Genomic DNA, 24,808 nt, shown 5'->3' on the forward strand with positions numbered 1-24,808 from the left:
CGGATACGCGTTTGACCGGACGCCGGCACAGGCACGCGACGCCCGGCGGGCCCACCGACCGCGAAGCATGAGACCGGAGACAACCCGATGACCGAATCGACCCATGCCGTCACGAACCAGTTCGACGAACTGGTCGACTATAACCTCTTCGCGACGGACGCCGCGCTGCGCGAGGCGCTCGCCCGCGCGGGCGCCGACTGGGCCGTGCCGCGGCTCGACGCGTACGGCGCGCGGCTCGGCAGCGCCGACACCGCGCAGCTCGCCGACGACGCGAATCGCCATACGCCGGAGCTGAACGCGTTCGACCGCCGCGGCCGGCGCATCGACCGCGTCGACTTCCATCCGGCATGGCACACGCTGCTCGGGATGTATCGCCACGAAGGCTTCGTGTCGCTCGCGTTCCGCGATGCGCGCCCCGGCCGCTGGGCCGCGACCGCGGCCGGCTTCTACCTGCACGGCCAGATCGAGGCCGGCACGCTGTGCCCGGCGACGATGACGCAGGCCGCGATTCCCGTGCTGCAGAAGGAGCCCGCGCTGTGGGCGCTGCTGCGCGACAAGCTGTACAGCGACGACTACGATCCGCGCGACGTGCCGGTCGCCGACAAGCGCGCGCTCTGGTTCGGCATGGGGATGACCGAGAAACAGGGCGGCTCCGACGTGCGCGCGAACACGACGCTCGCCACCGCGACCGGCGCGGGCGGGCGCGGCGGCGAATACCGGCTGCGCGGCCACAAGTGGTTCTTCTCCGCGCCGATGTGCGACGCGCACCTCGTCGTCGCGCACACCGAGGGCGGCAGCCCGTCGTGCTTCTACGTGCCGCGCTGGCGACCGGACGGCACGAAGAACGCGGTCGAGATCCAGCGGCTGAAGAACAAGGTGGGCAACCGCAGCAATTCGAGCAGCGAAATCGAGCTGAACGACGCGTGGGGCATCATGCTCGGCGACGAAGGCCGCGGGATTCCGACCATCATCGAGATGGCCACCTACACGCGGCTGAACTGCGTGCTCGGCAGCGCCGCGATGCTGCGCCAGGGCGTCGTGCAGGCGATCGCGTACACGCGGCAGCGCCACGCATTCGGCCGCGCGCTCGCCGAGCAGCCGCTGATGCGCACCGTGCTCGCCGATCTCGCGCTCGAAAGCGAAGCCGCCCTTGCGCTGGCGATGCGTTTGGCCGATGCGTTCGAGCGCGACGACACGCCGCGTGAACGCGCGTGGAAGCGGATCGTCACGCCCGCCGCCAAATTCTGGGTCTGCAAGCGCGCGGTCGAATTGAGCGGCGAAGTGATGGAAGTGTTCGGCGGCAACGGCTACGTCGACGACGGCCCGATCGCGCGCCTGTTCCGCGAGGCGCCGGTCAACTCGATCTGGGAAGGCTCCGGCAACGTGATGTGCCTCGACGTGCTGCGCGCGGTGTCGCGCGAGCCCGATGCGGCCGCCGCGCTGCTCGCCGAGCTGTCCGATCTCGGCGCGGGCGAACCGCGCATCCGCGCGGCGCTCGACGCGCTGCGCGCGATGCTCGCGGCACCGGCCGACACGCTCGAGGCGTCGGCCCGCGTGTTCGCGCAGCGGCTCGCGCTCGTCGCGCAGGCGTGCCTGCTGCGTCGCGATGCGCCGCCGGCCGTCGCCGACGCGTTCATCGCAACGCGGCTCGCCGCGCCCGACTGGGGCCGCATCGCGGGCGGCTTCGATCCGCAAGCGATCGACGTCGCCGCGCTGCTGCAGCGCGCGTACCCGGCCTGACACCTTGCTCGCTCCTTCTCCTCGCCAGGAGGCTCAATGAACCTCGTCGCCGCCCTCGATCGCGCCGCCCGCGCGACGCCCGACAAGCCGTTCCTGATCCACGACGACACGACGATCACGTACGCTGCCGCCCGCGAGCGCTCGCATCGCGCGGCGGCCGTGCTGAGCGCGCTCGGCGTCGCGGCCGGTGACCGCGTCGCCGCGATGTGCCTGAACACGCCCGCGTTCGTCGACCTGATGTTCGGTGCGTGGCGGCTCGGCGCCGCGTTCGTGCCGGTCAACCACAAGCTGCAGGCGCCGGAAGTCGACTACGTGCTCGAGCACAGCCGCAGCAAGGTGATCCTGTTCGACGCGGCGCTCGCGCCGGTACTCGCCCGTGTGATCCATCCGGCGCGGCGGCTCGTCACGGAAGGCGACGCCGATGGCGTGCCTAACTTCGACGCGATGCGCGCGACGATGGATGGCATCGCGGGCATCGAGCCCGCCGACGGCGACGTCGCGCAGATCCTCTACACGTCCGGCACGACCGGCCGCCCGAAAGGCTGCGTGCACAGCCACCGCACGGTGACGTTCGCGGCGATGTCGGCCGCGCTCGCGATCGGTATCGGCCGCAACGAGCGCACGCTGATGGCGATGCCGATCTGGCATTCGTCACCGCTGAACAACTGGTTCGGCGGCACGCTGTACGCGGGCGGCACCGTGGTGCTGCTGCGCGAATACCATCCGCTGCGCTTCCTGGAGGCGATCGAACGTGAACGCGTGACGCTGTATTTCGGCGCGCCGGTGTCGTACACGCTGCCGCTCGACACGCTCGAGCGCTTCGCGGCGTTCGACCTGTCGAGCGTGCGCGCATGGCTGTACGGCGGCGGCCCGATCGGTGCGGAGCAGGCCGAGCGGCTCGCACGCGCGTATCGCAGCAGCGCGTTCTTCCAGGTCTACGGGATGACGGAAACGGGCCCGGCCGGCACCACGTTGTATCCCGACGAGCAGATCGCGAAGGCCGGGTCGATCGGCCGCCACGGCGGCCCGGGCGTCGACCTGCGGGTCGTGCGGAGCAACGGCACGGACGCGCTGCCGGGCGACACCGGCGAAATCTGGCTGAAGGCCGACAGCATGATGCTCGGCTATCTCGACGATGCGGCCGCAACCCGCGCCGCATTCGCGCCGGACGGCTGGTATCGCACCGGCGACATCGCACGCATCGATCAGGATGGCTATCTGTTCATCGTCGATCGGATCAAGGACATGATCGTGACGGGCGGCGAGAACGTTTATTCGAAGGAAGTGGAGGACGTGCTTGCCGCGCATCCGGCGATCGCGGAAGCGGCGGTCGTGGGTGTCGCGCATCCGGACTGGGGCGAAACGGTCGTCGCGCACGTCGTGATGCGCGCCGGGGCCGCGCACGACGCGGACGCGCTGCGCGCGTTCTGCGGCGAGCGGCTCGCCGCGTACAAGATCCCGCGCGAATTCGTGTTCGCGGAAACGCTGCCGCGCACACCGACGGGCAAGCTGCAGAAATTCCTGCTGCGCACGCGGCGCAGGGACTAAGTATCCACGATTGCGCCAGCGCACTTACAACTCACGCACTCGTGTTCCCCTTGCGAACCCTAAAAGCGGGATAGGCACCATTCCTTATCCACGCGTCCCTCGGGTTCCTAAATAACGGGAGAATGCGTAACGCCCTGCAGGGAAGCGCACGGCCGCGTCACCCGACCAACGCACTCTCGCATCCGCGGCCGATGCACTAGGTGGAATTGAACATGTAATACGAGTTACCGGCACCGAATCATATTCGTCCGATTGATCGACGTTTCTTATCTGGAATAGCTTCTCTAGGCAGTCATTCCATTTACCGAGACAGGGAAGCCGGATGAAAAACGAACACAAAGCACCGACCCATCTTTTCGCCACCGTTGGTGCACTCACGGAACGCGGCGGACGCATCACCACAGCAACCAGTGGCCTCACGCTGGCTGGGCTAGAGGTGGCCTGCGTCGGGGACGTAGTGACCTACGACGACGGCAGCGAGGCCGTGATTATTGATGGCGCGGGAAACAGCCACAGCGGGGGCAAATCGTTCGCGCTGGTCGGCAGCCGATTGAGCAACGGTGATCGTATTACCGAAACGCTGCGCAGCTCATTGGGGATTCACGTGTGCGAGGGGCAAAGCGTTGCAGGGCTGTTCGATCCGACCTATGTGGCGCCGCCCGCTCCGCCCGCCTACAGACTAGCGGTTCGTGGTGCGACGACAGCGCGCGGCGGCGCATTGCGCGAGCCGTCCAGCACATGGGACGTGGCGCCGCACTTGGGCAAAGCTGCGACAGTGGGCGACCTCATCCACTATCCGGACGGTTCAACCGCGCGCGTTATAAGCGGTCTGGGTTTGGCCGACGCGTCCGACTTCGCACCGCTCGCGTTCGTTGGCAGTGAACTCGATAACGGAGACACGATCACGGACAGTCCGGAGCGACACGGCATAGCGTCGTCCGCCATATTTCGCGTTGTCGCGCACTCGCCCATGTCCCGCTGAGGCGGCTCCGATGATCCGCTACTTTCTTGCCGAAGGCGACCGCGCCGGGGATGCCGTGATTATCGAAGGCCTCGACACCGTAACCTGTTCCGATCCGCCACCCAGCGTCCCTATCGCCACGGTCGGCATGAAGACCTACTGTTCGGCCTGCAAGCGTGAAGGATACATCGCACCGCAAGGACCGCGCTGGCCTGGTACCGGCCCGAACGGGAAACAATGGGCGTTGAGCGGGGATATCAATGTCTGCGGATGCAATCCACCGCCGATCTTCTACGCTGAACGCGGCATGCGGATGATTTTCACTGCGGAAGAGACTGCGACGCTGAATGCGCGCAAACCTGATGCAGCCGACAGGCAGTTTGCTCGATCGGCTGCCGTACACGACGAGCAATTCACGTTGCTCGATGACACCCGCCGCCCGCTCGCGAACATCGGCTATCGAATCGTTGCCGACACCGGGCAGATCTTCGCAGGCACCACCGATACGGCGGGTCAGACACGTCGAATCGTTACCGATGCCTCGGCAACCCTGAAAATCTATACGACGGAACATTAAAATAATGAACAATTTCGATGTAAATGATGATGAAGAATGGTTCCTCGTACACTCGGGTGCAGTCACCAACACCAATCCCGGATCGATGGTGGAAATAACGATCAATACCGACAAAATATGTCAGAACATGACAAACAAGGAATTCCGAGAAATGGTATTGAGCAAGTGTGATCGTGCCGCTGCTCTCGTGGATCAAAGAATCAAGGATTTGCAGCGCTGGTCCGACGTTGATAGAGCACGCGTACTACAGTGGTTCGGCAAAACAGACGAAAGCACCCGCACGACACTATTGACAGGGCTGACTGCAATTTCCCGAGTACTAAAAACACTCACAGGATATAATTTTACGCGCTGGGACAGCGCGCGCTTCAAGCACATTGGGTGCGTTCCAAATCCGAATAAATCTGGAGTCGCAGCATCAGTGTGCTCGCCGGATACCGCGACCCACACAATCGCAATACATTCTGATTTTTGTACAATGCGCGATTTCTCGTGGGAAAAGGATTCCATGGTTTCCACTCTGATTCATGAGGTGAGTCACTTTGACGACACAATGGGAACCAGGGACCATCGATACTTTATGGAGGAATGCTTGACGCTGGGAGCGGAAAACTCGAATCAAGCAATCAACAATGCTGACAGTATTGCAGGATACGTAATTTACAATGTTTAAGTTTATTCTGACCCTAACCCTTCTCGCCTCCAATCCGACATTTGCATGCATCGCCAGCGAGAACGTCGATATCTACTTCTCGAGAGATAGCTCGCACATATCGAATTCCGAGATTGTCCGCATTGCAAAATGGACAACCGATCAAAAAATCAATTACGCACAGCACTTCACCAAAGAAACAACACTGATTAGTGGCCATGCCGAGGAAGGTGAACAGAGCGCACTTGCCCTTGCGCAATCAAGAATGCAAACCGCGCATGCGCTGCTGGAGCAACTAGGCTTTTTACGCGGGACCATCAAGACGAGCGCCCGCATTTATTCGCATGGCGACGTCGACAATGGGCGGCGCGTGGAAATTTCCTTCCTGCCCGATTGCCCTAACAAGTGCTGCGATGGCAAATAACGTCATACTGCCGCCAGTCACGACAATATGGCCTTGACGTACATATGTGGCAGGCCTGCTCCACCATCGCCGGCAAAGTCCATATGGCCTGCCAGCCGTGTACCACCAAACAAAAAGCCACCGAACCCGGCGGCCCGATGGCTTTTTCGCATGCCGCGCGCGGCGGCGCCGTTCGACGCCGCCTGCGACTCACGTACTGCTTACTTCCCGCCGATGCTCTTCAGCGGCTTCCACTCGCCCTTCTCGACCTTGTACATCGTGATGCCGCCGTTCTTCAGGTCGCCCTTCGCGTCGTACGCGACGTGCGTCGACGTGACGCCGGCCATGTCGGTCTTCGCGAGCACCGGCAGGTACTTCGCCGGATCGGTCGAATCGGCCTTCTTCATCGCGTTGAGCATCGCCATCGCGCCGTCGTACGCGTACGGCGAGTAGGTCTGCACGTCTTCGCCGAAGCGCTTCTTGTACTTGTCGGCGTACGGCTTGCCGCCCGGCATTTCGTCGAGCGGGAGACCGGCCAGCGACGCGATCGTGCCTTCGGCCGCGGTGCCCGCGATCTTCAGGAACGTCGGCGTCTTCACCATTTCGCCGCTCATCAGCGGTGCGGTGATGCCGAGCGTCTTCATCTGCTTGACCATCGGCGCTGCCTGCGAATCCGCGCCGCCGTAGTAGACGAGGTCCGGCCTCGCCGACTTGATCTTGGTCAGGATTGCCTTGAAGTCGACCGCCTTGTCGTTCGTGAATTCACGGTCGACGATCGTCGCGCCGCCGGCCTTCGCAGCCTTCTCGAACTGGTCGGCGAGACCCTGGCCGTAGGCCGTGCGGTCGTCGACGATCGCGATCTTCTTCAGGCCGAGATCCTTCGACGCGAACGTGCCCGCCACCGAGCCCTGCTGCGTGTCGGACGTCATCATGCGGAAGGTCGTCTTGTAGCCTTGCTGCGTGTATTCCGGCGCCGTCGCCATCGCGATTTCCGGAATGCCGGCGTTCGCGTAGATGCGCGACGCGGGAATCGTCGTGCCCGAGTTGAAGTGGCCGAGCATGCCCTTGATGCCGTCGTCGACCAGCTTCTGCGCAACCGTCGTGCCGGTGCGCGGATCAGCCTGGTCGTCCTGCGTCTCGAGCGCGAACTTCACCGGCTTGCCGCCGATCTTCGGGTTCGTCGCGTTGAAGTCTTCCAGCGCGAGCACGATCCCGTTCTGCATATCCTTGCCGTAGTGTGCCTGGGCACCCGTCATCGGCCCTGCGTAACCGATCTTCACGTCGTCCGCGTGAGCCGTCCCCGCCAGCGACATGACGGCGACAAACGTCGCGCCTGCCAGCTTTTTCATCGTGTGTTGCATAGCATCTCCTTGGTACCAGGGTAAATGGAGCGGCTTCGGGATCGCCTTGCCGCTTCCTTTGGTTGATCCGAACGGCAAGGGTGATCAGCCGATCGTCATCAAATTCGCATTGCCGCCCGCCGCGGCCGTGTTCACGCTCACCGAGCGCTCGGTCAGCAGCCGCTCGAGCGCGTAGTCTTCCGCATCGCCGTTCTCGAACGCGCCCGCCGACACGCCCTGCACCGACACGATCGGGCCCGGCCGCTGCGCGACGTCCTTCACGAGCTTCTGCAGTTCGTCGCTGTCGCCTTCGAACAGCACCGCGTCGAACGGCGCGTCGGCCTGCTTGCGCACGGCCGCATGGGCCTTCAGCGCAGCCGGCAGCGCAGCCACCAGCGCCTCGCCCGCCGCACCGGCGAATAGTGCGCGGTTGCCCGTCGCCAGCACCGCCGCGAACTGCGCGCGGGCGCCGCCCGGCGTCGCCGCGACACACAGCACCGTGCCGCGCGGGCCGAGTGTATACGTGTTTCGCTCGCCCGTCGGGCCGTTCAGCACCGCGGTTGCACCGGCCGGCACTTGCGCGAGATAACCGTCGCAGCGTGCGGCCAGCGCCGGCTCGCGCTGCTCGATCAGCCAGTCGCGCAGCGCGGTGAGCGCCGACGCCGGATTGCCGCGCTGCTCGCCCGCGACCGCGCCGTCCGCGATCAGCGCCTGCGCGAGCGAACGCGGCAGGCCCGACGGACGCGTCGCGAGCAGGCGCTGCAGATACAGCGCGCCGCCGGCCTTCGGGCCCGTGCCCGACAGCCCTTCGCCGCCGAACGGCTGCACGCCGACCACCGCGCCGATCACGTTGCGGTTCACATAGATGTTGCCGACGTGCGCATTCGAGACCACGTGCGCGATCGTCTCGTCGATCCGCGTGTGGATACCGAGTGTCAGGCCGTAACCGGTCGCGCGGATCTGCTCGAGCAGCTTGTCGAGCTGGCTGCGACGGTAGCGCACCACGTGCAGCACGGGGCCGAACACTTCACGCTTGAGCTCGTCGATGCTGCCGATCTCGATCAGCGTCGGCGGCACGAACGTGCCGTGCGCGCAGGCTTCCGGCGCCGGCAGTTGCGTGACCGCGTGGCCCTTCTCCTTCATCGACGCGACGTGCGTGTCGATCGTCTGCTTCGCTTCGGCGTCGATCACCGGGCCGACGTCCGTCGACAGGCGGTCCGGGTTGCCGAGCGCCAGTTCGTGCATCGCGCCCTTGAGCATCGTCAGCGTGCGATCCGCGACGTCGTCCTGCAGACACAGAACGCGCAGCGCCGAACACCGTTGACCGGCCGAGTCGAACGACGATTGCATCACGTCCGCGACGACCTGCTCCGCGAGCGCCGACGAGTCGACGATCATCGCGTTCTGGCCGCCCGTTTCGGCGATCAGCGGAATCGGCTTGCCGTCCGGGTCGAGGCGCGCGGACAGCGTCTTGTTGATCAGGCGCGCGACTTCGGTCGAACCGGTGAACATCACCGCACGCGTGCGCGCATCGGCGACCAGCGCCGCGCCGACGGTCTCGCCCGTGCCCGGCAGCAGCTGAACCGCGCCGGCCGGCACGCCGGCCTCGCGCAGCAGGCGCACGGCCTGGGCTGCGATCAGCGGCGTCTGTTCCGCCGGCTTCGCGAGCACCGTGTTGCCGGCGGCCAGCGCCGCGGCCACCTGGCCCATGAAGATCGCGAGCGGGAAGTTCCACGGGCTGATGCAGACCACCGGGCCGAGCGGACGGTGCGTGTCGTTCGAGAACTCGTCGCGGATCTGCGCGGCGTAGTAGCGCAGGAAGTCGACCGCTTCGCGGATTTCGGCGATCGCGTTCGGCAGCGACTTGCCGGCTTCGCGCACGATCAGGCCCATCAGCGTGTGCATCTGCGCTTCGAGCAGGTCGGCCGCGCGCACCAGGCAGTCGGCGCGCGCATCGACCGGCGTCGCCTGCCAGATCGGCGCGGCGGCCACCGCGTGCGCGAGCGCCGCGCTCACGTGTTCGGACGTCGCTTCGCTGACCGTCCCGACGATGTCGCGCAGATCGGCCGGGTTGCGCACGTCGCGCGCCGGTGCGTCGGCGAGCGCATCGTCGGCAAGCATCGGCGCGGCGCGCCACGGGTGGTGCGCGCTCGCGAGCAGCGCGGACGACAGCGACGCGAGGCGGTGTTCGTTCGACAGGTCGAGGCCCATCGAGTTGGGACGCTCGTCGCCGTACAGGTGGCGCGGCAGCGGGATCTTCGCGTGCGGCGCGCCGAGCGGCACGACCTTCGACGCTTCGTCGACCGGATCGGCGACCAGTTCCTTCACCGACACGGTTTTGTCCGCGATGCGGTTCACGAACGACGTGTTCGCGCCGTTCTCCAGCAGACGGCGCACGAGGTACGCGAGCAGCGTTTCGTGCGTGCCGACCGGTGCGTACACGCGGCACGGACGGTTCAGCTTGTCGCGGCCCGTGACTTCCTCGTACAGCGGCTCGCCCATCCCGTGCAGGCACTGGAATTCGTACTGGCCCGGGTAGTAGTTCTGGCCGGCCAGGTGATAGATCGCGGCGAGCGTATACGCGTTGTGCGTCGCGAACTGCGGATACACGGCGTCGGGCGCCGCGAGCAGCTTCTTCGCACACGCGAGGTACGACACGTCCGTGTAGATCTTGCGCGTGTAGACCGGATAGCCTTCGAGACCGTCGACCTGCGCCCGCTTGATTTCGGTGTCCCAGTACGCGCCCTTCACCAGACGGATCATCAGGCGGTGACGGCTGCGGCGCGCGAGATCGATCAGGTAGTCGATCACGAACGGGCAGCGCTTCTGGTAGCCCTGCACGACGAAGCCGATGCCGTTCCAGCCTGCGAGCTCCGGATCGAAGCACAGCGCCTCGAGCAGGTCGAGCGACAGTTCGAGACGGTCGGCTTCTTCCGCGTCGATGTTCAGGCCGATGTCGTAGCGGCGCGCGAGGAGTGCCAGCGCGCGCACACGCGGCAGCAGCTCGCTCATCGTGCGGTCCTGCTGCGAGCGCGAGTAGCGCGCGTGCAGCGCCGACAGCTTGATCGAGATGCCCGGGCCTTCGTAGATGCCGCGGCCGCCGGCCGCCTTGCCGATCGCGTGGATCGCCTGCTCGTACGACGCGTAGTAGCGCTGCGCGTCCTCTTCGGTCGTCGCCGCTTCGCCGAGCATGTCGTACGAGTAGCGGAAGCCGCGTGCTTCGTACTTGCGGCTGTTCGCGAGCGCTTCGGAAATCGTTTCGCCGGTGACGAACTGCTCGCCCATCAGGCGCATCGCCATGTCGACGCCCTTGCGGATCAGCGGCTCGCCGCCGCGGCCGATCAGGCGCGTGAGCGCCGACGACAGGCCCGCTTCGCTGTTGGTCGTCACGAGCTTGCCGGTGATCATCAGCCCCCAGGTCGCCGCGTTCACGAACAGCGACGGCGCGTGGCCGACGTGCGAGCGCCAGTCGCCCTTGCTGATCTTGTCGCGGATCAGCGCATCGCGCGTCGCGCGATCGGGAATGCGCAGCAGCGCTTCGGCGAGGCACATCAGCGCGACGCCTTCCTGGCTCGACAGCGAGAACTCGTGGATCAGCCCTTCGACACCGCCGCCCGAGCTCTTCTCGCGCAGCGCCTCGACGAGCGTCGTGGCGAGCGTCTGCACGTCGGCCTGCAGGTGCGCCGGCAGGCGCGCCTGGCCGAGCAGGAACGGCACGCATTCCGGCTCGGGACGGCGATACGCGGCCGTGATCGCCGCGCGCAGCACCGATTGCGGCTGCACGTTCTGCGCGAACTCGAGGAACGGATGCGGCGAGTTGTCGTCGTCGCCGTCGGTCGACTGGCCGTCGGCGAGTTCCGTCACGCCGCTGTTGCCCGACAGCTCGGGCGGCAGCTGGCCGTGCTCGATCCGCTCCAGATACGCGAAGATCGCCTGCTTGATCAGCCAGTGGGGAGTGCGCTCGAGACGCGCCGCCGCGTCTTTCAGGCGCGAACGGAGAAGGTCGTCGACTTTGACGCCGAGAGTCGTGCTTGCCATGGTGGGTTCGTGCGCCGGTGCGAGCCCGGCAATGTGGTGTGAGAGGATGCGCGAAATCCTACGGCACGCAATAAAAAGGTGCAACCAAATTGAGAGATCGGTTGCACCTACATCTTAGTCAATATAATCAGACACTTAGGCAGTTGCAACCTAGGGGTTGCCCGTGGTCGGCGGATCGGTGTTTTCCCTGATCGGGGTGGTTTGACACGCGTGGGCAACCTTTTGTGTGCCATGCGGAGGGGAAAAACGGGTTGCACTGGGTTGGCGACGGGTGTCGCGAGCTGGCGGTCGGAGAAGCCTCGGCTTTGGGAATCGTGAGTGGGTCGGCAAGGTCCGCTGCGTCCGCCGAGTCCGCCGAGTCCGCTGAGTCCGCTGAGTCCGCTGAGTCCGCCGAGTCCGCCGGTCCGGCGTCCCACCGCAGCGCACGGCACGACGACCGCGGCCGCGACACAGCTCAGATATCCAGCGGATCCACCTCGACGCTCCACCGCAGCACGCCCTTCAGCGCACGCAACTCCGGCTGCCATGCGCGCAGCGCATGCTGCAGTGCGGCCCGCGACGCGCTTTCGAGCAGCAGTTGCGCGCGATGGACGTTCGCGACCTTCACGATCGTCATCGGCACCGCGTCGTACACGGTCACGCGGTCGGCGCCCGGCAGCCCCGGCAGCGCGGCGGCCGCCTGCTGCAGGAACGCGAGCGCCGCGTCCAGCGTGCGCCCCTCGGCGCGCAGCAGCGCCTGGTAAACGAACGGCGGCAGATGCGCGTCGCGGCGCTCGCCGAGCGTCGAATTCGCGAAGCCGACGTAATCCTGCCGCCCGAGCGCGTGATACAGCGCGTGACGCGGGTAGCGCGTCTGCACCATCACCTCTCCCGGCAGCCCGGCGCGCCCCGCGCGGCCGCTCACCTGCATCAGCTGCGCGAACAACCGCTCGCTCGCGCGGAAGTCGTGCGAGAACAGCGCCGTATCGGCGTTGAGCACGCCGACGAGCGACACGCGCTGGAAGTCGTGCCCCTTCGCGATCATCTGCGTGCCGACGAGAATGTCGACTTCCCCGGCATGCACGTCCGAGAAAAGCGCCTGAGCACTGCCCTTGCGGCGCGTGCTGTCCGCGTCGATCCGCAACACGCGCGCGCCCGGCACGGCGTCGGCGAGCGCCTCCTCGATGCGCTGCGTGCCGCGTCCGAGCGGCGCGATGTCGACGTTCCCGCACTCGGGGCACGAGCGCGGAATGCGTGCTTCCCAGCCGCAGTGATGGCAGCGCAGCGCGTGCTCGGGCTTGTGCAGCACGACGTACGCGCTGCAGCGCGGGCAGCCGGCGACCCAGCCGCATGCGTCGCACGCGAGCTGCGGCGCGTAGCCGCGTCGGTTCAGGAATACGAGGCTCTGCTCGCCGCGCTCGAGCCGCGCCTTCAGCGCCGCGACGAGCGGCCCCGACAGCCCGCCCATCGACGCGCGCCCGCGCCGCCGCTCCTCTTCGAGATCGATCAGCCGCACGGTGGGCAGCGTCGCGTCGGCCACCGCGCGGCGCGACAGCGTGAGCCGCGTGTAGCGGCCTTGCTCGGCCTGCCACCAGCTCTCGAGCGACGGCGTCGCCGAGCCGAGCACGACCGGAATGCCGAGGTGTTTCGCGCGCCAGACGGCAAGATCGCGCGCCGAATAGCGCAACCCTTCCTGCTGCTTGTACGCAGGCTCGTGTTCCTCGTCGACGACGATCAGCGCAAGCGTCGGCAGCGATGCGAGCACCGCGAGCCGCGTGCCGAGCACGATGCGCGCGCGGCCCGTATGCGCGGCGAGCCAGTTGCGCGCGCGCTCGCCTTCCGCGAGCCCGCTGTGCAGCGTGACGATCGCGTCGTCGGCCAGCGTGCCCGCGAAGCGCGCGCGAAACGCGGCCTCGAACTGCGGCGTCAGGTTGATTTCGGGAACGAGCACCAGCGCCTGGGCGTCCGGCCGCGCGTCGAGCAGCGCCGCCAGCGCGTGCAGATAGACCTCGGTCTTGCCGCTGCCCGTCACGCCGTGCAGCAGGAACGGCGCGAATCCCTGGCCCGCGCGGATCGCGTCCAGCGCCTCGGCCTGCTGATCAGTGAGCGCCGGCGGCACAGTTCGTCCACCGGTTGTCGACAGGTTATCCACAGCTTTGGGCACAGGCGTATCGGCCCAGCCGATTTCGTCGACGGCGACCCAGCCGCGCGCCGCCCAGTCGTCGAGCGTCGCGACCGCCTTCGGGTGCAACACGCGCGCATCGGGCAGCGTCAGCGAATCGGTGTCGGCCAGCGCCTGCGCGAGCCGGCGCAGCGCGGCCCCGCGCGCGGGCAGTGCATCGGGCAGCGCGGCGCAGCCGGCGTCGGTCAGCCGATAGCGCACCTCGGGCGCGAGCAGCCGCCCCCAGCGCTGCGCGTCGCGCAGCGCCTGCGGCAGCGCCGGCAGCGCGACTTCACCGCGGCCGCGCTGGTAGTAGTCGGCCGCGAACGACACGAGCGCGAGCCAGTCCGCCGACAGCGCCGGCAGTTCGGTGCAGATGGCGTCGATCGCGCGCAGCCGGGACGGCGGCACGTCGGTGTGAGTCGTTACTTCGCAAACCAGCCCGACGGCCTGCCGCTTCCCGAATGGCACTTGCACGAGCGTGCCGGGCTCGGGCGGCGGCTGCACGTCGCAGCGGTAGTCGAACAGGGTGGCGAGCGGATGGTCGAGCGCGACCCGCAGGTAGGAACCGTCCATCACTGCACTCCGGCAGCGACTCGGGCGATGCGGACGACTTGCACCCGCGTCCGCGTCAAGGTGGCGAACTTAAAGTAAAACTTCAGATTCGGCGCTAAGTTTTGGATTCGCATTAGGAATCGCCGTATACCCTGACCAGCCTGTGGATAACTTTGTTGAGAACTCGCCGTTCAACAGCCGCGAAGCGCGCGGGGCCGCGCTTTCCGCTGTTTTCGACCGCCCGCTCCGGCGCCCCGCGAAGCCTTATTCCATAAGGCTGCTATTCAAATTACCGAACCATAGCGAGGCAATTCGACCGATACAGGGCTCTACCGCGCTGCAACGAGGAAAATGTGCATAAGTCAAGTCTTGACAAGCAAGGAATCGGCAACCGGTGCGGGGTTGCGCCCTGTTTAGCGCAGACGGCGAAACGCCGTCACCCCGCAGTGCAGCATAAGTGCCCTTGCGTTCAGCCTGCCGCTCCGCTACGGATCGCGCGGCTGTGGTTGTGCACTTCGTCGACCAGTTCGGCGACGTGATCCGGCGACGTGAACTGCGAAATCCCGTGGCCGAGGTTGAATACGTGGCCCGGATGATTGCCGTAGCTGTCGAGTACCGCGCGCGCCTGTTCGCGCACCGCAGCCGGCGGCGCAAACAGGATCGTCGGGTCCAGGTTGCCCTGCAGCGCGACGCAGCCGCCCACGCGCTCGCGCGCGGCGCCGAGGTTGACCGTCCAGTCGAGCCCGACCGCGTCGACGCCCGTCGCCGCGATTTCCTCGAGCCACAGGCCGCCGCCCTTCGTGAACGTGATCACCGGCACGCGCTCGCCGTCGTGCTCGCGCTTGAGCTGCGCGACCACGCGGCGAATGTAGTCCAGCGAGAAGCGCTGGTACGCGCCGTCCGCCAGCGCGCCGCCCCACGTATCGAAGATCATCACGGCCTGCGCGCCGGCTTCGATCTGCGCGTTCAGGTACGCGGCCACGGCCTGCGCATTCACGTCGAGGATCCGGTGCATCAGGTCGGGGCGCGAATACGCCATCGACTTCACCGTGCGGAAATCGTCCGAGCCGCCGCCTTCGACCATGTAGCACGCGAGCGTCCACGGGCTGCCCGAGAAGCCGATCAGCGGCACGCGCTGGCGGCCCTGCGCATCGGTCAACGCGCGGCGGATCTCGCGCACGGCGCCCGTCACGTAGCCGAGCGTCTCTTCGATATCCGGCACCGCGAGCTTCGCGACGTCGGCCTCGGTGCGCACCGGGTGCGCGAACTTCGGCCCTTCGCCGACCTGGAAGTCGAGGCCGAGACCCATCGCGTCGGGAATCGTCAGGATGTCGGAGAACAGGATCGCCGCGTCGAGCGGAAAGCGCTCGAGCGGCTGCAGCGTCACTTCGGTCGCGTAGTCGGGATTCTTCGCGAGGCCGAGGAAGCTGCCCGCGCGTGCGCGGGTCGCGTTGTATTCGGGCAGATAGCGGCCCGCCTGGCGCATCAGCCAGATCGGCGTGTAGTCGGTCGGCTCGCGCAGAAGCGCACGCAGGAAGGTGTCGTTGAGCAGGTTATGGGCCACGGTAGGAGCGACGATGCGAAGGCAAAGCGGCATTTTACCGGAGCGGGGCCGCGCGGCTGCGTATGCCGATGCGATGGCGGCCATATGACGCGCGCGATGGCTCCGTTATGATCGGACGCTGATATCGAACCGAACGAAGGAGGAGACCGATGAAGATGTTTGCCACGCTGGCGCTCGCGACGGCTGCCATGCTCTGCAGCGCCGTCGCGTATGCGCAGGCCGGTTCGGCCGCAGTCGCCGCGCCCGCCGCCGGCTCGCGGCTCGACGACGTGATCGCGCGCGGCACGTTGCGCGTGTGCACGACCGGCGACTACAAGCCGTATTCGTACTACCGGACCGATGGCCGCTTCGAGGGCATCGACATCGACATGGCCGAATCGCTCGCGAAATCGCTCGGCGTGAAGGCCGAGTTCGTGAAGACGAGCTGGCCGAATCTCACCAACGACTTCGTTGCGAAGTGCGACATCGCGGTGGGCGGCGTGTCGACGACGCTCGAGCGCCAGAAGCGCGCATTCTTCACGCAGCCGTACGTGGTCGACGGCAAGACGCCGATCGCGCGCTGCGCCGACGCCGACAAGTACCAGACGATCGCACAGATCGACCGGCCCGAGACGCGCGTGATCGTGAATCCGGGCGGCACCAACGAGCGCTTTGCGAAGCAGTTCTTCGCGCATGCGAACCTGACCGTCTATCCGGACAACGTGACGATCTTCAAGCAGATCCTCGCGGGCAAGGCCGACGTGATGGTGACCGATGCATCCGAGACGCTGCTGCAGCAAAAACTGAATCCGGGCCTGTGCTCGGTGCATCCGGACAAGCCGTTCCAGTTCGGCGAGAAGGCGTACATGGTGCCGCGCGGCGACGTCGTGTTCCAGCAGTACGTCGACCAGTGGCTGCACCTCGCGTTGTCGGCCGGCGACTACCAGGCGATCTCCGACAAGTGGCTGAAGTGAGCGGAGCCGGCCGCGGCGGACGCGCTCGATGACGGGCGCTACCCCCGCAATCGCGGCCCGCATCGCAGCGTTCGGCGGTGCTGCGGCCGCTGCAGCACGCTCACTGCCGTTACACATCGGCGTCCCGCCGCATCGCGCATCATCGCGAAATTGGCCGAATGGCTGACTGTTGCGTGCGCCGATCACGTTTCAAAATCTTTCTGACGAATCAATCGTCATACGTGGCATCTGTCGTGCGATGCGATTTCCGGCGTGCAAATCGGCAATTCGCCGACACGAAAACGCACGAAAAACGCATCGCGCGCATGCAATGAAAACTCTGCCGAAAAGAAGGGTAAAAATTGCCTTTATCAGGACCCCGAAAACAGCAAAAAATCCCGCAAAGCCTTATCTGGCGGGCGTTACAACCTGAAACACTTTGTTACCGCGACAGGTGATTAATTCGCCCACAATGGCTTCAACGGTTTCAACACGGATGCGGTCTCGTGTGCCAAGTGTGAGCGGACGCGAAGCGCTGCGAGCCAGTCGGTCACGTACCGAAGCCCTTCCGAGGGGCATCCCTGTTGGAGTCGTTTCCGGCTCCCCGCCGGACTCGGTTTCAACTTTGGTCTCCTCGCGCTAACCCCGTAGCGTGTGGTTTTTAGCGGGCTAATAGGCCCGCTTTTTTTCGTCCACAGAAAACGCAACGGCCCGCAGGCCGCCGCGTCCTCCCCGCCGCCGGATCCGCTTTACGCGGTCTTCTGCACGTCGAGTTTCAACTCGTCGATCATCCGCTCGCGCATCACGAACTTCTGCACCTTGCCCGTCACCGTCATCGGCAGTTCGTCGACGAAGCGGATATAGCGCGGGATCTTGTAGTGCGCGATCTGGCCGTTGCAGAACGCGCGCACGTCGTCCTCGGTCATCTGCTCGTCCGCGCGCAGCACGATCCACGCACACAGCTCTTCGCCGTACTTCGCGTCGGGCACGCCGAACACCTGCGCGCTCTGAATCTTCGGATGCCTGAACAGGAATTCCTCGATCTCGCGCGGATACACGTTCTCGCCGCCGCGAATCACCATGTCCTTCAGCCGGCCGACGATGTTGCAGTAGCCGTCCTCGTCGAGCGTCGCGAGATCGCCCGTATGCATCCACCCGTCGAGCAGTACTTCGCGCGTCTTCGCGTCGTCGTCCCAGTAGCCGAGCATCACCGAATAGCCCTTCGTGCACAGCTCGCCGGTCGCGCCGACCGGCACGATCTCGCCGTTCGGGTCGACGATCTTCACTTCCAGGTGCGGCTGGATGCGCCCGACCGTCGTCGTGCGCTTCTCCAGCGGATCGTCGGTCGAGCTCTGGAACGACACCGGGCTCGTCTCCGTCATCCCGTACGCGATCGTGATTTCCGACAGATGCATCTGCGACACCACGCGCTTCATCGTCTCGATCGGACACGGCGAGCCGGCCATGATCCCGGTGCGCAGCGTCGACAGGTCGAACTTCGCGAACGCCGGATGATCGAGCTCCGCGATGAACATCGTCGGCACGCCGTGCAACGCGGTGCAGCGTTCTTCTGCGACGGCCGCGAGCGTCGCGACCGGGTCGAACGCCTCGCCGGGGAACACCATCGCGGCGCCGGTCGACACGCATGCGAGCACGGCCAGCACCATCCCGAAGCAGTGATAGAGCGGCACCGGGATGCAGAGCGAATCCTGTTCGGTGAAACGCATCGCCATCGCGATCGAGCGCGCGTTGTTGACGACGTTGCGGTGCGTGAGCGTCGCGCCCTTCGGGCTGCCGGTCGTGCCGCTCGTGAACTGGATGTTGATCGGATCGGTCGCCGCGAGCGTCGCGCCGATCGCATCGAGCCGCGTGATGTCGAGCGTATCGCGGCCACGGGCCATCACGTCCGCGAAGCGGAACATGCCGGCTGGCGCTGTGTCGCCCATCGACACGATCGTGCGCAGGCTCGGCACGCGTGCCGCATGCAGGTCGCCCGGCGTCGCGCTCGCAAGCTCGGGCGCGAGCGTCTGCAGCATCTCGACATACGCGGAGCTCTTGAAACGCTCGGCCGCGATCACGGCCTTGCAGCCGACCTTGTTCAGCGCGTATTCGAGTTCCGACAGCCGATAGGCTGGATTGATGTTGACGAGGATCGCGCCGAGGCGCGCGGTTGCGAACTGCGTGAGCAGCCATTCGCTGCGGTTCGGCGACCAGATGCCGACGCAGTCGCCCTTCGCGATTCCGAGCGCGGCGAGGCCCGCCGCGAGCACGTCGATCTCGTGCGCGAATTCACGCCACGTCCAGCGCACCTGCTGCTCGCGGAACACGACGGCCGGGCGATCGGGAAACCGGCCTGCCGTATCGAGCAGGAACCGGCTGATCGTCGCTTCGGATAGCGGCACGTCGGTCGCGCCGCGCACGTACGACAGTCCGTTTTCGGGCGCGATCAGCGCCCCCTTGCCAAGGTCTGCTGCCATCGATGTCTCCGTCCGTTTTTGTCTGATCGGCTGCGACACGCGGCTGACGTGCGTGCCTGCGCCGCCGTGCTCGCGGCGGCGAACCTCTGAGCGCATGATGCCGCGCTCTGCTGACGACACTCTGACATCAAATCGCGGCGGACGGATGAAATAGCACGACCGAACGATACGATCCGGCCTGTAAAAAACTGACGAAACCGGCACACGAAAAAAAAGCAGCCCGAAGGCTGCTTTCTTTCGCGGGATACGCGGCGCGGCTCAGTGCCGGCTGCGCACCTTCGCCAGACGCTGGATCGCTTCGAGCTGCGCCATCGCGGTCGCGAGCTCCGATTGCGCCTTTGCGAGGTCGAGGTCCGACTTCGCGTTCTGCAGCGTTTCCTCGGCACGCTTGCGCGCTTCCTCGGCTTTCGCCGCGTCGAGGTCCTTGCCGCGGATCGCGGTATCGGCGAGCACCGTCACGGCGCCCGGCTGCACTTCGAGAATGCCGCCTGCGACGAACACGAATTCGTCGTTGCCGCCCTCGACTTCGATGCGCACCGCACCCGGACGAATCCGCGTGATCAGCGGCGTGTGACCCGGCAGAATACCCAGCTCACCCGTTTCGCCCGGCAGCGCGACGAATTTCGCCTGGCCCGAGAAGATCTGCTCTTCCGCGCTGACGACGTCTACTTTGATGGTTGCCATATCGACTCCTGTCGACGAGTGCCCGCGCCTGCGGCGCGCACCCTCGTCCCATGCACGGCGGGTTGAGCGTATTACGTGGGCGCCCATCCGCGAACGGATACCATCAAGGTATCCTTCACGGACGCACGGGCGCCCGCTGCGTTACACCCGACCCTTACTGGATCTTCTTGGCCTTTTCGAAGGCTTCGTCGATCGTGCCGACCATGTAGAACGCCTGTTCCGGCAGGTGGTCGCACTCGCCGTCGACGATCATCTTGAAGCCACGGATCGTTTCCTTCAGCGGCACGTACTTGCCCGGCGAGCCCGTGAACACTTCAGCGACGTGGAACGGCTGCGACAGGAAACGCTGGATCTTACGCGCGCGTGCGACCGACAGCTTGTCTTCCGGCGACAGTTCGTCCATGCCCAGAATCGCGATGATGTCGCGCAGTTCCTTGTAGCGCTGCAGCGTCTGCTGAACGCGACGCGTGATCGTGTAGTGCTCTTCGCCGATCACGTTCGGGTCGATCTGGCGCGACGTCGAGTCGAGCGGGTCGACTGCCGGGTAGATACCCAGCGAAGCGATGTCACGCGACAGAACGACGGTTGCGTCCAGGTGGCCGAAGGTCGTAGCCGGCGACGGGTCGGTCAAGTCGTCCGCAGGGACGTACACGGCCTGAACCGACGTAATCGAGCCCTTCTTGGTCGACGTGATGCGCTCTTGCAGCTTGCCCATTTCTTCAGCCAGCGTCGGCTGATAGCCCACTGCCGACGGCATACGGCCGAGCAGTGCCGACACTTCGGTACCGGCCAGCGTGAAACGGTAGATGTTGTCGACGAAGAACAGCACGTCGAGGCCTTCGTCACGGAAGTGCTCGGCCATCGTCAGGCCGGTCAGCGCGACGCGCAGACGGTTGCCCGGCGGCTCGTTCATCTGGCCGTACACCAGCGCGACCTTGTCGAGAACGTTGGAGTCCTTCATTTCGTGGTAGAAGTCGTTCCCTTCACGGGTACGCTCGCCCACGCCCGCGAACACGGAGTAACCGCCGTGTTCCTTCGCGATGTTGTTGATGAGCTCCATCATGTTGACGGTCTTGCCCACGCCAGCACCGCCGAACAGGCCAACCTTGCCGCCCTTCGCGAACGGGCAGATCAGGTCGATGACCTTGATACCCGTTTCGAGCAGTTCGGTCGACGGCGACAGTTCGTCGAACGCCGGAGCCTTCTGGTGGATCGAGCGCGTCACGTCGCTCTCGATCGGGCCGGCTTCGTCGATCGGACGGCCGAGCACGTCCATGATACGGCCGAGGGTCGGCTTGCCGACCGGCACCGAAATCGGCTTCGCCGTGTTCTTCACGGTCAGGCCGCGGCGCAGGCCGTCGGATGCACCCAGACAAATGGTACGGACCACGCCGTCGCCCAGCTGCTGCTGGACTTCGAGCGTCAGTTCCGAGCCATCGAGAATGAGCGCGTCGTAGATCTTCGGCATGCTTTCGCGCGGGAATTCCACGTCGATAACGGCGCCGATGCACTGTACGATCTTGCCTTCTACCAAAGCAGCAGTACTCATCGCTTTTCCTTTAAATACCTGATTCTTTACTCGCGCAAAGGCGCAGTTGTCGTCCGGGGCGCGCGCTTAAACAGCGGCTGCGCCGCCGACGATCTCCGACAGTTCTTTCGTAATCGCGGCCTGACGGCTCTTGTTGTATACGAGCTGCAGTTCGCTGATCACCGTCTTCGCGTTGTCGGACGCAGCCTTCATCGCGACCATCCGCGCCGATTGCTCGGACGCCATGTTTTCCGCGACGGCCTGGTACACCAGCGCCTCGACGTAACGCACGAGCAGTTCGTCGACGACAGCCTGTGCGTCCGGCTCGTAGATGTAATCCCACGACGTCGACGGCGTGCCGTCATCCGCTTCGAAGTGTTCCGACGACAGCGGCAGCAGTTGCTCGATCACGGCTTCCTGCTTCATCGTGTTGACGAAGCGCGTGTACGCGATATAAACCGCCGACAGCTTGCCTTCCGAGTACAGATCGAGCTGCGTCTTGACCGCGCCGATCAGCTTGTCCAGGTGCGGGGTATCGCCGAGGTGCACGACCTGCGACATCACCTTCGCGCCGAAGCGATTCAGGAACCCGAGGCCCTTGCTACCGATTGCGGTGGCTTCGACCGTCTGGCCCTTCTCTTCCAGCTCCTTGAACTTCTGCACCGTCGCACGCAGCACGTTGGTGTTCAGACCGCCGCACAGACCCTTGTCGGTCGTGACGAGGATGATGCCGGCCGTCTTCACGCCGTCGTTCGCCACCATGAACGGGTGGCGGTATTCCGGGTTCGCGCGGCTCATGTGCGCGGCGATGGCACGGACCTTGTCCGCGTACGGACGAGCTGCGCGCATGCGTTCCTGCGCGCGGCGCATCTTCGATGCGGCCACCATCTCCATCGCCTTCGTGATCTTGCGCGTGTTTTGCACGCTCTTGATCTTGCCGCGAATTTCCTTCATTCCAGCCATAGCTTGCTCCTTGACCGAAGCGGCGCGGGCGCGATCAGCACCCGCGCGGCCTCAGTGTGTCACTCGCGGATCAATAGGCACCCGACTTCTTGAAGGACTCGATTGCCGCGCGCAGCGCGCCTTCGTCGTCCTTCGAGAGATCCTTGGTGTCTTCGATGCGCTTGATGAGGTCAGCGTGGCTGGTCTTCAGGTTGTCGCGCAGGCCCTTCTCGAACGCGAGCACTTGCTTCACGTCGAGGTCGTCGAGGTAGCCGTTGTTCGCGGCGTACAGCGACACGGCCAGTTCCCACACCTGCAGCGGCTGGTACTGCGGCTGCTTCAGCAGTTCCGTCACGCGGCGGCCGCGCTCGAGCTGCTTGCGGGTCGCTTCGTCGAGGTCCGATGCGAACTGCGCGAATGCAGCGAGTTCACGGTACTGCGCGAGGTCGGTACGGATACCGCCCGACAGCTTCTTCACGACCTTCGTCTGCGCGGCGCCACCGACTCGCGACACCGACACGCCGGCGTTGATTGCCGGGCGGATGCCTGCGTTGAACAGGTCGGTTTCCAGGAAGATCTGGCCGTCGGTAATCGAGATCACGTTCGTCGGAACGAACGCGGTCACGTCGCCAGCCTGCGTTTCGATGACCGGCAGTGCCGTCAGCGAGCCGCTCTTGCCCTTCACTTCGCCGTTCGTGAACTTCTCGACATACTCTTCCGACACGCGAGCCGCACGCTCGAGCAGACGCGAGTGCAGATAGAACACGTCGCCCGGGTATGCTTCACGGCCCGGCGGGCGGCGCAGCAGCAGCGAGATCTGACGGTATGCCCATGCTTGCTTGGTCAAGTCGTCATAGATGATCAGCGCGTCTTGACCACGGTCGCGGAAGTATTCGCCCATCGTGCAGCCGGCGTACGGTGCCAGGTACTGCATTGCAGCCGAATCCGATGCCGAAGCGGCGACGACGATCGTGTATTCCAGCGCGCCCGTTTCTTCGAGCTTGCGCACCACGTTCATGATCGACGAAGCCTTCTGGCCGATCGCGACGTAGATACAGATCAGGTCCTTGCCCTTCTGGTTGATGATCGCGTCGAGCGCCACCGCGGTCTTGCCGCACTGACGGTCGCCGATGATCAGCTCACGCTGGCCACGGCCGATCGGCACCATCGCGTCGATCGACTTGATGCCCGTCTGCACCGGCTGCGACACCGACTTACGCCAGATCACGCCCGGGGCGATCTTTTCGATCGCGTCGGTCAGCTTCGCGTTGACCGGGCCCTTGCCGTCGATCGGGTTGCCGAGCGCGTCGACCACGCGGCCGACGAGTTCCGGGCCGACCGGGACTTCGAGAATGCGGCCCGTCGTCTTGACGATGTCGCCTTCCGAGATGTGTTCGTATTCGCCGAGAATCACCGCGCCGACCGAGTCGCGCTCGAGGTTCAGCGCGAGACCGAACGTGTTGCCCGGAAACTCGAGCATTTCGCCCTGCATCACGTCCGACAGGCCGTGGATACGCACGATACCGTCGGTCACGGAGATCACGGTGCCCTGGTTGCGAACGTCTGCGCTCGCTTCAAGGCCCTGGATCCGGCTCTTGATCAGCTCGCTGATCTCAGAGGGATTGAGTTGCATTATTCGCTCCTGATAGTCAATTCTGTTGCGTGCCGGCTGCCTGGGCGCTCAAGCGCACAAGGCTGTCTGCATGCTGGCGAGCCGCGCGCGGACCGAGGTATCGAGCACTTCGTCGCCGACCGTCACGCGCACGCCGCCGATCAGCGACGCATCGGTCTGGACCGTCGGCTTCAGCTTGCGCTTGAACTTGCGTTCGAGGCTGGCGAGGAGTTCGGTGAGCTGTGCGCCTTCGAGCGGAAACGCGCTGACGATCTGCACGTCGGCCGCGCCTTCGCGCGCATTCTTCAGTTCATCGAACTGTACGGAGATTTCCGGCAGCAGCGCGATACGGTGATTTTCGACCAGCATCTGCACGAAGTTCTTCGCTTCCGCGCTGGTCGCGAGCGGCGACTTCACCGCGGCGAGCAACAGCTCGTTGACCTGCGCGCGACCCACTTTCGGGCTCGACGCGACGGACAGCACTTCGGGCAGTTGCGCAACCTGAGCCAGCTCTTGCACGAGCGTGGACCAGGCGGCGATATCACCACCCTCGGCCACGCGGAACAGCGCTTCTGCGTAAGGGCGGGCGATGGTTGCAAGTTCGGCCATGATCAGAGCTCGGCTTTCAGTTGATTCAGCAGTTCGGCGTGGGCCGTTTGATCGACTTCGCGCTTCAGGATCTGCTCGGCGCCCTTGACCGCCAGCGTGGCGACTTCGCCGCGCAGCGCTTCACGGGCCTTCACGATTTGCTGATCCGCGTCCGCCTTCGCCTGAGCGATGATGCGGGCGGCTTCGGCATGGGCTTGAGCCTTGATTTCTTCGGCCACGGCCTGCGCGCGCTTTTCAGCGTCGGCAATGCGTTGTTGACCGTCGTTACGGGCTTGCGCGAGCTCCTGATCGACGCGCTTGTGCGCCGCTGCGAGTTCCGCCTGACCCTTTTCCGCGGCGGACAGGCCGTCGGCAATTTTCTTCGAGCGCTCGTCGAGGGCGTTGACCAACGGCGGCCACACGAATTTCATCGTGAACCACGCGAGGATCAGGAACACGACCATTTGCGCAAACAGGGTTGCGTTGAGATTCACGGTGTTTCCTTATCTGCTATTCCGGAAATTGAA

At 65.3% G+C, this 24,808-nt stretch carries 19 protein-coding genes; 8 read left to right on the top strand and 11 right to left on the bottom strand.

What is annotated here, in order from left to right; all coding sequences use genetic code 11:
* The first annotated feature begins 87 nt into the window (after nucleotides 1-87).
* From O1Q03_RS12530 to O1Q03_RS12555, 6 genes are all read left to right on the top strand, one after another.
* Nucleotides 88-1,740, top strand: a complete 1,653-nt coding sequence (locus tag O1Q03_RS12530; RefSeq protein ID WP_269503814.1) for an acyl-CoA dehydrogenase family protein — start codon at nucleotides 88-90, stop codon at nucleotides 1,738-1,740.
* A gap of 36 nt (nucleotides 1,741-1,776) precedes the next feature.
* On the top strand, nucleotides 1,777-3,288 hold the full coding sequence (locus O1Q03_RS12535; RefSeq protein ID WP_269503815.1) for an AMP-binding protein: 1,512 nt from the start codon (nucleotides 1,777-1,779) through the stop codon (nucleotides 3,286-3,288).
* A gap of 322 nt (nucleotides 3,289-3,610) precedes the next feature.
* Nucleotides 3,611-4,270, top strand: a complete 660-nt coding sequence (locus O1Q03_RS12540) for a PAAR domain-containing protein (protein WP_269503816.1) — start codon at nucleotides 3,611-3,613, stop codon at nucleotides 4,268-4,270.
* A 10-nt stretch (nucleotides 4,271-4,280) separates the two neighbouring features.
* The gene (locus O1Q03_RS12545) at nucleotides 4,281-4,826 is read left to right on the top strand and encodes a PAAR domain-containing protein (protein WP_269503817.1); all 546 of its coding nucleotides are present in this window, start codon (nucleotides 4,281-4,283) and stop codon (nucleotides 4,824-4,826) included.
* A 4-nt stretch (nucleotides 4,827-4,830) separates the two neighbouring features.
* Nucleotides 4,831-5,499: a M35 family metallo-endopeptidase gene (locus tag O1Q03_RS12550; RefSeq protein ID WP_269503818.1), complete on the top strand. Its 669-nt coding sequence runs from the start codon at nucleotides 4,831-4,833 to the stop codon at nucleotides 5,497-5,499.
* Nucleotides 5,492-5,902 carry a hypothetical protein gene (locus O1Q03_RS12555; protein ID WP_269503820.1) on the top strand — a complete coding sequence of 137 codons (411 nt, stop codon included), beginning with the start codon at nucleotides 5,492-5,494 and terminating at the stop codon, nucleotides 5,900-5,902. The genes O1Q03_RS12550 and O1Q03_RS12555 overlap by 8 nt, the downstream gene beginning before the upstream one ends.
* A 200-nt stretch (nucleotides 5,903-6,102) precedes the next feature.
* Here O1Q03_RS12555 and O1Q03_RS12560 read toward each other — a convergent pair whose 3' ends face one another.
* The 4 genes from O1Q03_RS12560 to hemE form a co-directional block, all read right to left on the bottom strand.
* Complete coding sequence (locus O1Q03_RS12560) at nucleotides 6,103-7,242, bottom strand: branched-chain amino acid ABC transporter substrate-binding protein (protein ID WP_269503821.1); 1,140 nt, start codon at nucleotides 7,240-7,242, stop codon at nucleotides 6,103-6,105.
* A gap of 84 nt (nucleotides 7,243-7,326) precedes the next feature.
* Nucleotides 7,327-11,259 (bottom strand): trifunctional transcriptional regulator/proline dehydrogenase/L-glutamate gamma-semialdehyde dehydrogenase, encoded by a 3,933-nt coding sequence (gene putA / locus O1Q03_RS12565; protein WP_269503822.1) that lies wholly within the window; start codon nucleotides 11,257-11,259, stop codon nucleotides 7,327-7,329.
* A 454-nt stretch (nucleotides 11,260-11,713) separates the two neighbouring features.
* Nucleotides 11,714-13,975: a primosomal protein N' gene (locus O1Q03_RS12570; protein WP_269503823.1), complete on the bottom strand. Its 2,262-nt coding sequence runs from the start codon at nucleotides 13,973-13,975 to the stop codon at nucleotides 11,714-11,716.
* 448 nt (nucleotides 13,976-14,423) lie between these two features.
* Nucleotides 14,424-15,518: a uroporphyrinogen decarboxylase gene (gene hemE, locus O1Q03_RS12575; protein WP_332112526.1), complete on the bottom strand. Its 1,095-nt coding sequence runs from the start codon at nucleotides 15,516-15,518 to the stop codon at nucleotides 14,424-14,426.
* A gap of 149 nt (nucleotides 15,519-15,667) precedes the next feature.
* Here hemE and O1Q03_RS12580 point away from each other — a divergent pair, with 149 nt between their 5' ends.
* Both O1Q03_RS12580 and O1Q03_RS12585 read left to right on the top strand, forming a co-directional pair.
* On the top strand, nucleotides 15,668-16,471 hold the full coding sequence (locus O1Q03_RS12580; RefSeq protein WP_269503825.1) for a transporter substrate-binding domain-containing protein: 804 nt from the start codon (nucleotides 15,668-15,670) through the stop codon (nucleotides 16,469-16,471).
* 252 nt (nucleotides 16,472-16,723) lie between these two features.
* Nucleotides 16,724-16,912, top strand: a complete 189-nt coding sequence (locus tag O1Q03_RS12585; RefSeq protein ID WP_269503827.1) for a hypothetical protein — start codon at nucleotides 16,724-16,726, stop codon at nucleotides 16,910-16,912.
* A gap of 287 nt (nucleotides 16,913-17,199) precedes the next feature.
* Here O1Q03_RS12585 and O1Q03_RS12590 read toward each other — a convergent pair whose 3' ends face one another.
* The 7 genes from O1Q03_RS12590 to O1Q03_RS12620 form a co-directional block, all read right to left on the bottom strand.
* Nucleotides 17,200-18,927, bottom strand: a complete 1,728-nt coding sequence (locus O1Q03_RS12590) for an AMP-binding protein (protein ID WP_269503829.1) — start codon at nucleotides 18,925-18,927, stop codon at nucleotides 17,200-17,202.
* A gap of 258 nt (nucleotides 18,928-19,185) precedes the next feature.
* On the bottom strand, nucleotides 19,186-19,611 hold the full coding sequence (locus O1Q03_RS12595) for a F0F1 ATP synthase subunit epsilon (RefSeq protein ID WP_096506708.1): 426 nt from the start codon (nucleotides 19,609-19,611) through the stop codon (nucleotides 19,186-19,188).
* A gap of 154 nt (nucleotides 19,612-19,765) precedes the next feature.
* A complete protein-coding gene (atpD, locus tag O1Q03_RS12600; RefSeq protein WP_124830321.1) occupies nucleotides 19,766-21,160 on the bottom strand; it encodes a F0F1 ATP synthase subunit beta in 1,395 nt (464 codons plus the stop codon).
* A gap of 66 nt (nucleotides 21,161-21,226) precedes the next feature.
* Nucleotides 21,227-22,102, bottom strand: coding sequence for a F0F1 ATP synthase subunit gamma (atpG, locus tag O1Q03_RS12605; protein WP_269503831.1), 876 nt, complete (start codon nucleotides 22,100-22,102; stop codon nucleotides 21,227-21,229).
* 70 nt (nucleotides 22,103-22,172) lie between these two features.
* Nucleotides 22,173-23,714, bottom strand: a complete 1,542-nt coding sequence (gene atpA, locus O1Q03_RS12610) for a F0F1 ATP synthase subunit alpha (protein ID WP_269503832.1) — start codon at nucleotides 23,712-23,714, stop codon at nucleotides 22,173-22,175.
* Between the two features lie 48 nt (nucleotides 23,715-23,762).
* Entirely contained in the window at nucleotides 23,763-24,302 is a 540-nt protein-coding gene (locus O1Q03_RS12615) for a F0F1 ATP synthase subunit delta (protein ID WP_269503834.1), read from the bottom strand.
* A 2-nt stretch (nucleotides 24,303-24,304) separates the two neighbouring features.
* Nucleotides 24,305-24,775, bottom strand: coding sequence for a F0F1 ATP synthase subunit B (locus tag O1Q03_RS12620; protein WP_269503835.1), 471 nt, complete (start codon nucleotides 24,773-24,775; stop codon nucleotides 24,305-24,307).
* Nucleotides 24,776-24,808 lie beyond the last annotated feature (33 nt).

Origin of the sequence: Burkholderia sp. IMCC1007, assembly GCF_027257875.1 — a bacterium.
GTDB lineage: Bacteria > Pseudomonadota > Gammaproteobacteria > Burkholderiales > Burkholderiaceae > Burkholderia.

What these genes read in the sequence shown, in the direction of transcription:
- O1Q03_RS12530 (WP_269503814.1), top strand. Translation starts at nt 88, where the DNA reads ATGACCGAATCGACCCATGCCGTCACGAACCAGTTCGACGAACTGGTC.
- O1Q03_RS12535 (WP_269503815.1), top strand. Translation starts at nt 1,777, where the DNA reads ATGAACCTCGTCGCCGCCCTCGATCGCGCCGCCCGCGCGACGCCCGAC.
- O1Q03_RS12540 (WP_269503816.1), top strand. Translation starts at nt 3,611, where the DNA reads ATGAAAAACGAACACAAAGCACCGACCCATCTTTTCGCCACCGTTGGT.
- O1Q03_RS12545 (WP_269503817.1), top strand. Translation starts at nt 4,281, where the DNA reads ATGATCCGCTACTTTCTTGCCGAAGGCGACCGCGCCGGGGATGCCGTG.
- O1Q03_RS12550 (WP_269503818.1), top strand. Translation starts at nt 4,831, where the DNA reads ATGAACAATTTCGATGTAAATGATGATGAAGAATGGTTCCTCGTACAC.
- O1Q03_RS12555 (WP_269503820.1), top strand. Translation starts at nt 5,492, where the DNA reads ATGTTTAAGTTTATTCTGACCCTAACCCTTCTCGCCTCCAATCCGACA.
- O1Q03_RS12560 (WP_269503821.1), bottom strand. Translation starts at nt 7,242, where the DNA reads ATGCAACACACGATGAAAAAGCTGGCAGGCGCGACGTTTGTCGCCGTC.
- putA (WP_269503822.1), bottom strand. Translation starts at nt 11,259, where the DNA reads ATGGCAAGCACGACTCTCGGCGTCAAAGTCGACGACCTTCTCCGTTCG.
- O1Q03_RS12570 (WP_269503823.1), bottom strand. Translation starts at nt 13,975, where the DNA reads ATGGACGGTTCCTACCTGCGGGTCGCGCTCGACCATCCGCTCGCCACC.
- O1Q03_RS12580 (WP_269503825.1), top strand. Translation starts at nt 15,668, where the DNA reads ATGAAGATGTTTGCCACGCTGGCGCTCGCGACGGCTGCCATGCTCTGC.
- O1Q03_RS12590 (WP_269503829.1), bottom strand. Translation starts at nt 18,927, where the DNA reads ATGGCAGCAGACCTTGGCAAGGGGGCGCTGATCGCGCCCGAAAACGGA.
- O1Q03_RS12595 (WP_096506708.1), bottom strand. Translation starts at nt 19,611, where the DNA reads ATGGCAACCATCAAAGTAGACGTCGTCAGCGCGGAAGAGCAGATCTTC.
- atpD (WP_124830321.1), bottom strand. Translation starts at nt 21,160, where the DNA reads ATGAGTACTGCTGCTTTGGTAGAAGGCAAGATCGTACAGTGCATCGGC.
- atpG (WP_269503831.1), bottom strand. Translation starts at nt 22,102, where the DNA reads ATGGCTGGAATGAAGGAAATTCGCGGCAAGATCAAGAGCGTGCAAAAC.
- atpA (WP_269503832.1), bottom strand. Translation starts at nt 23,714, where the DNA reads ATGCAACTCAATCCCTCTGAGATCAGCGAGCTGATCAAGAGCCGGATC.
- O1Q03_RS12615 (WP_269503834.1), bottom strand. Translation starts at nt 24,302, where the DNA reads ATGGCCGAACTTGCAACCATCGCCCGCCCTTACGCAGAAGCGCTGTTC.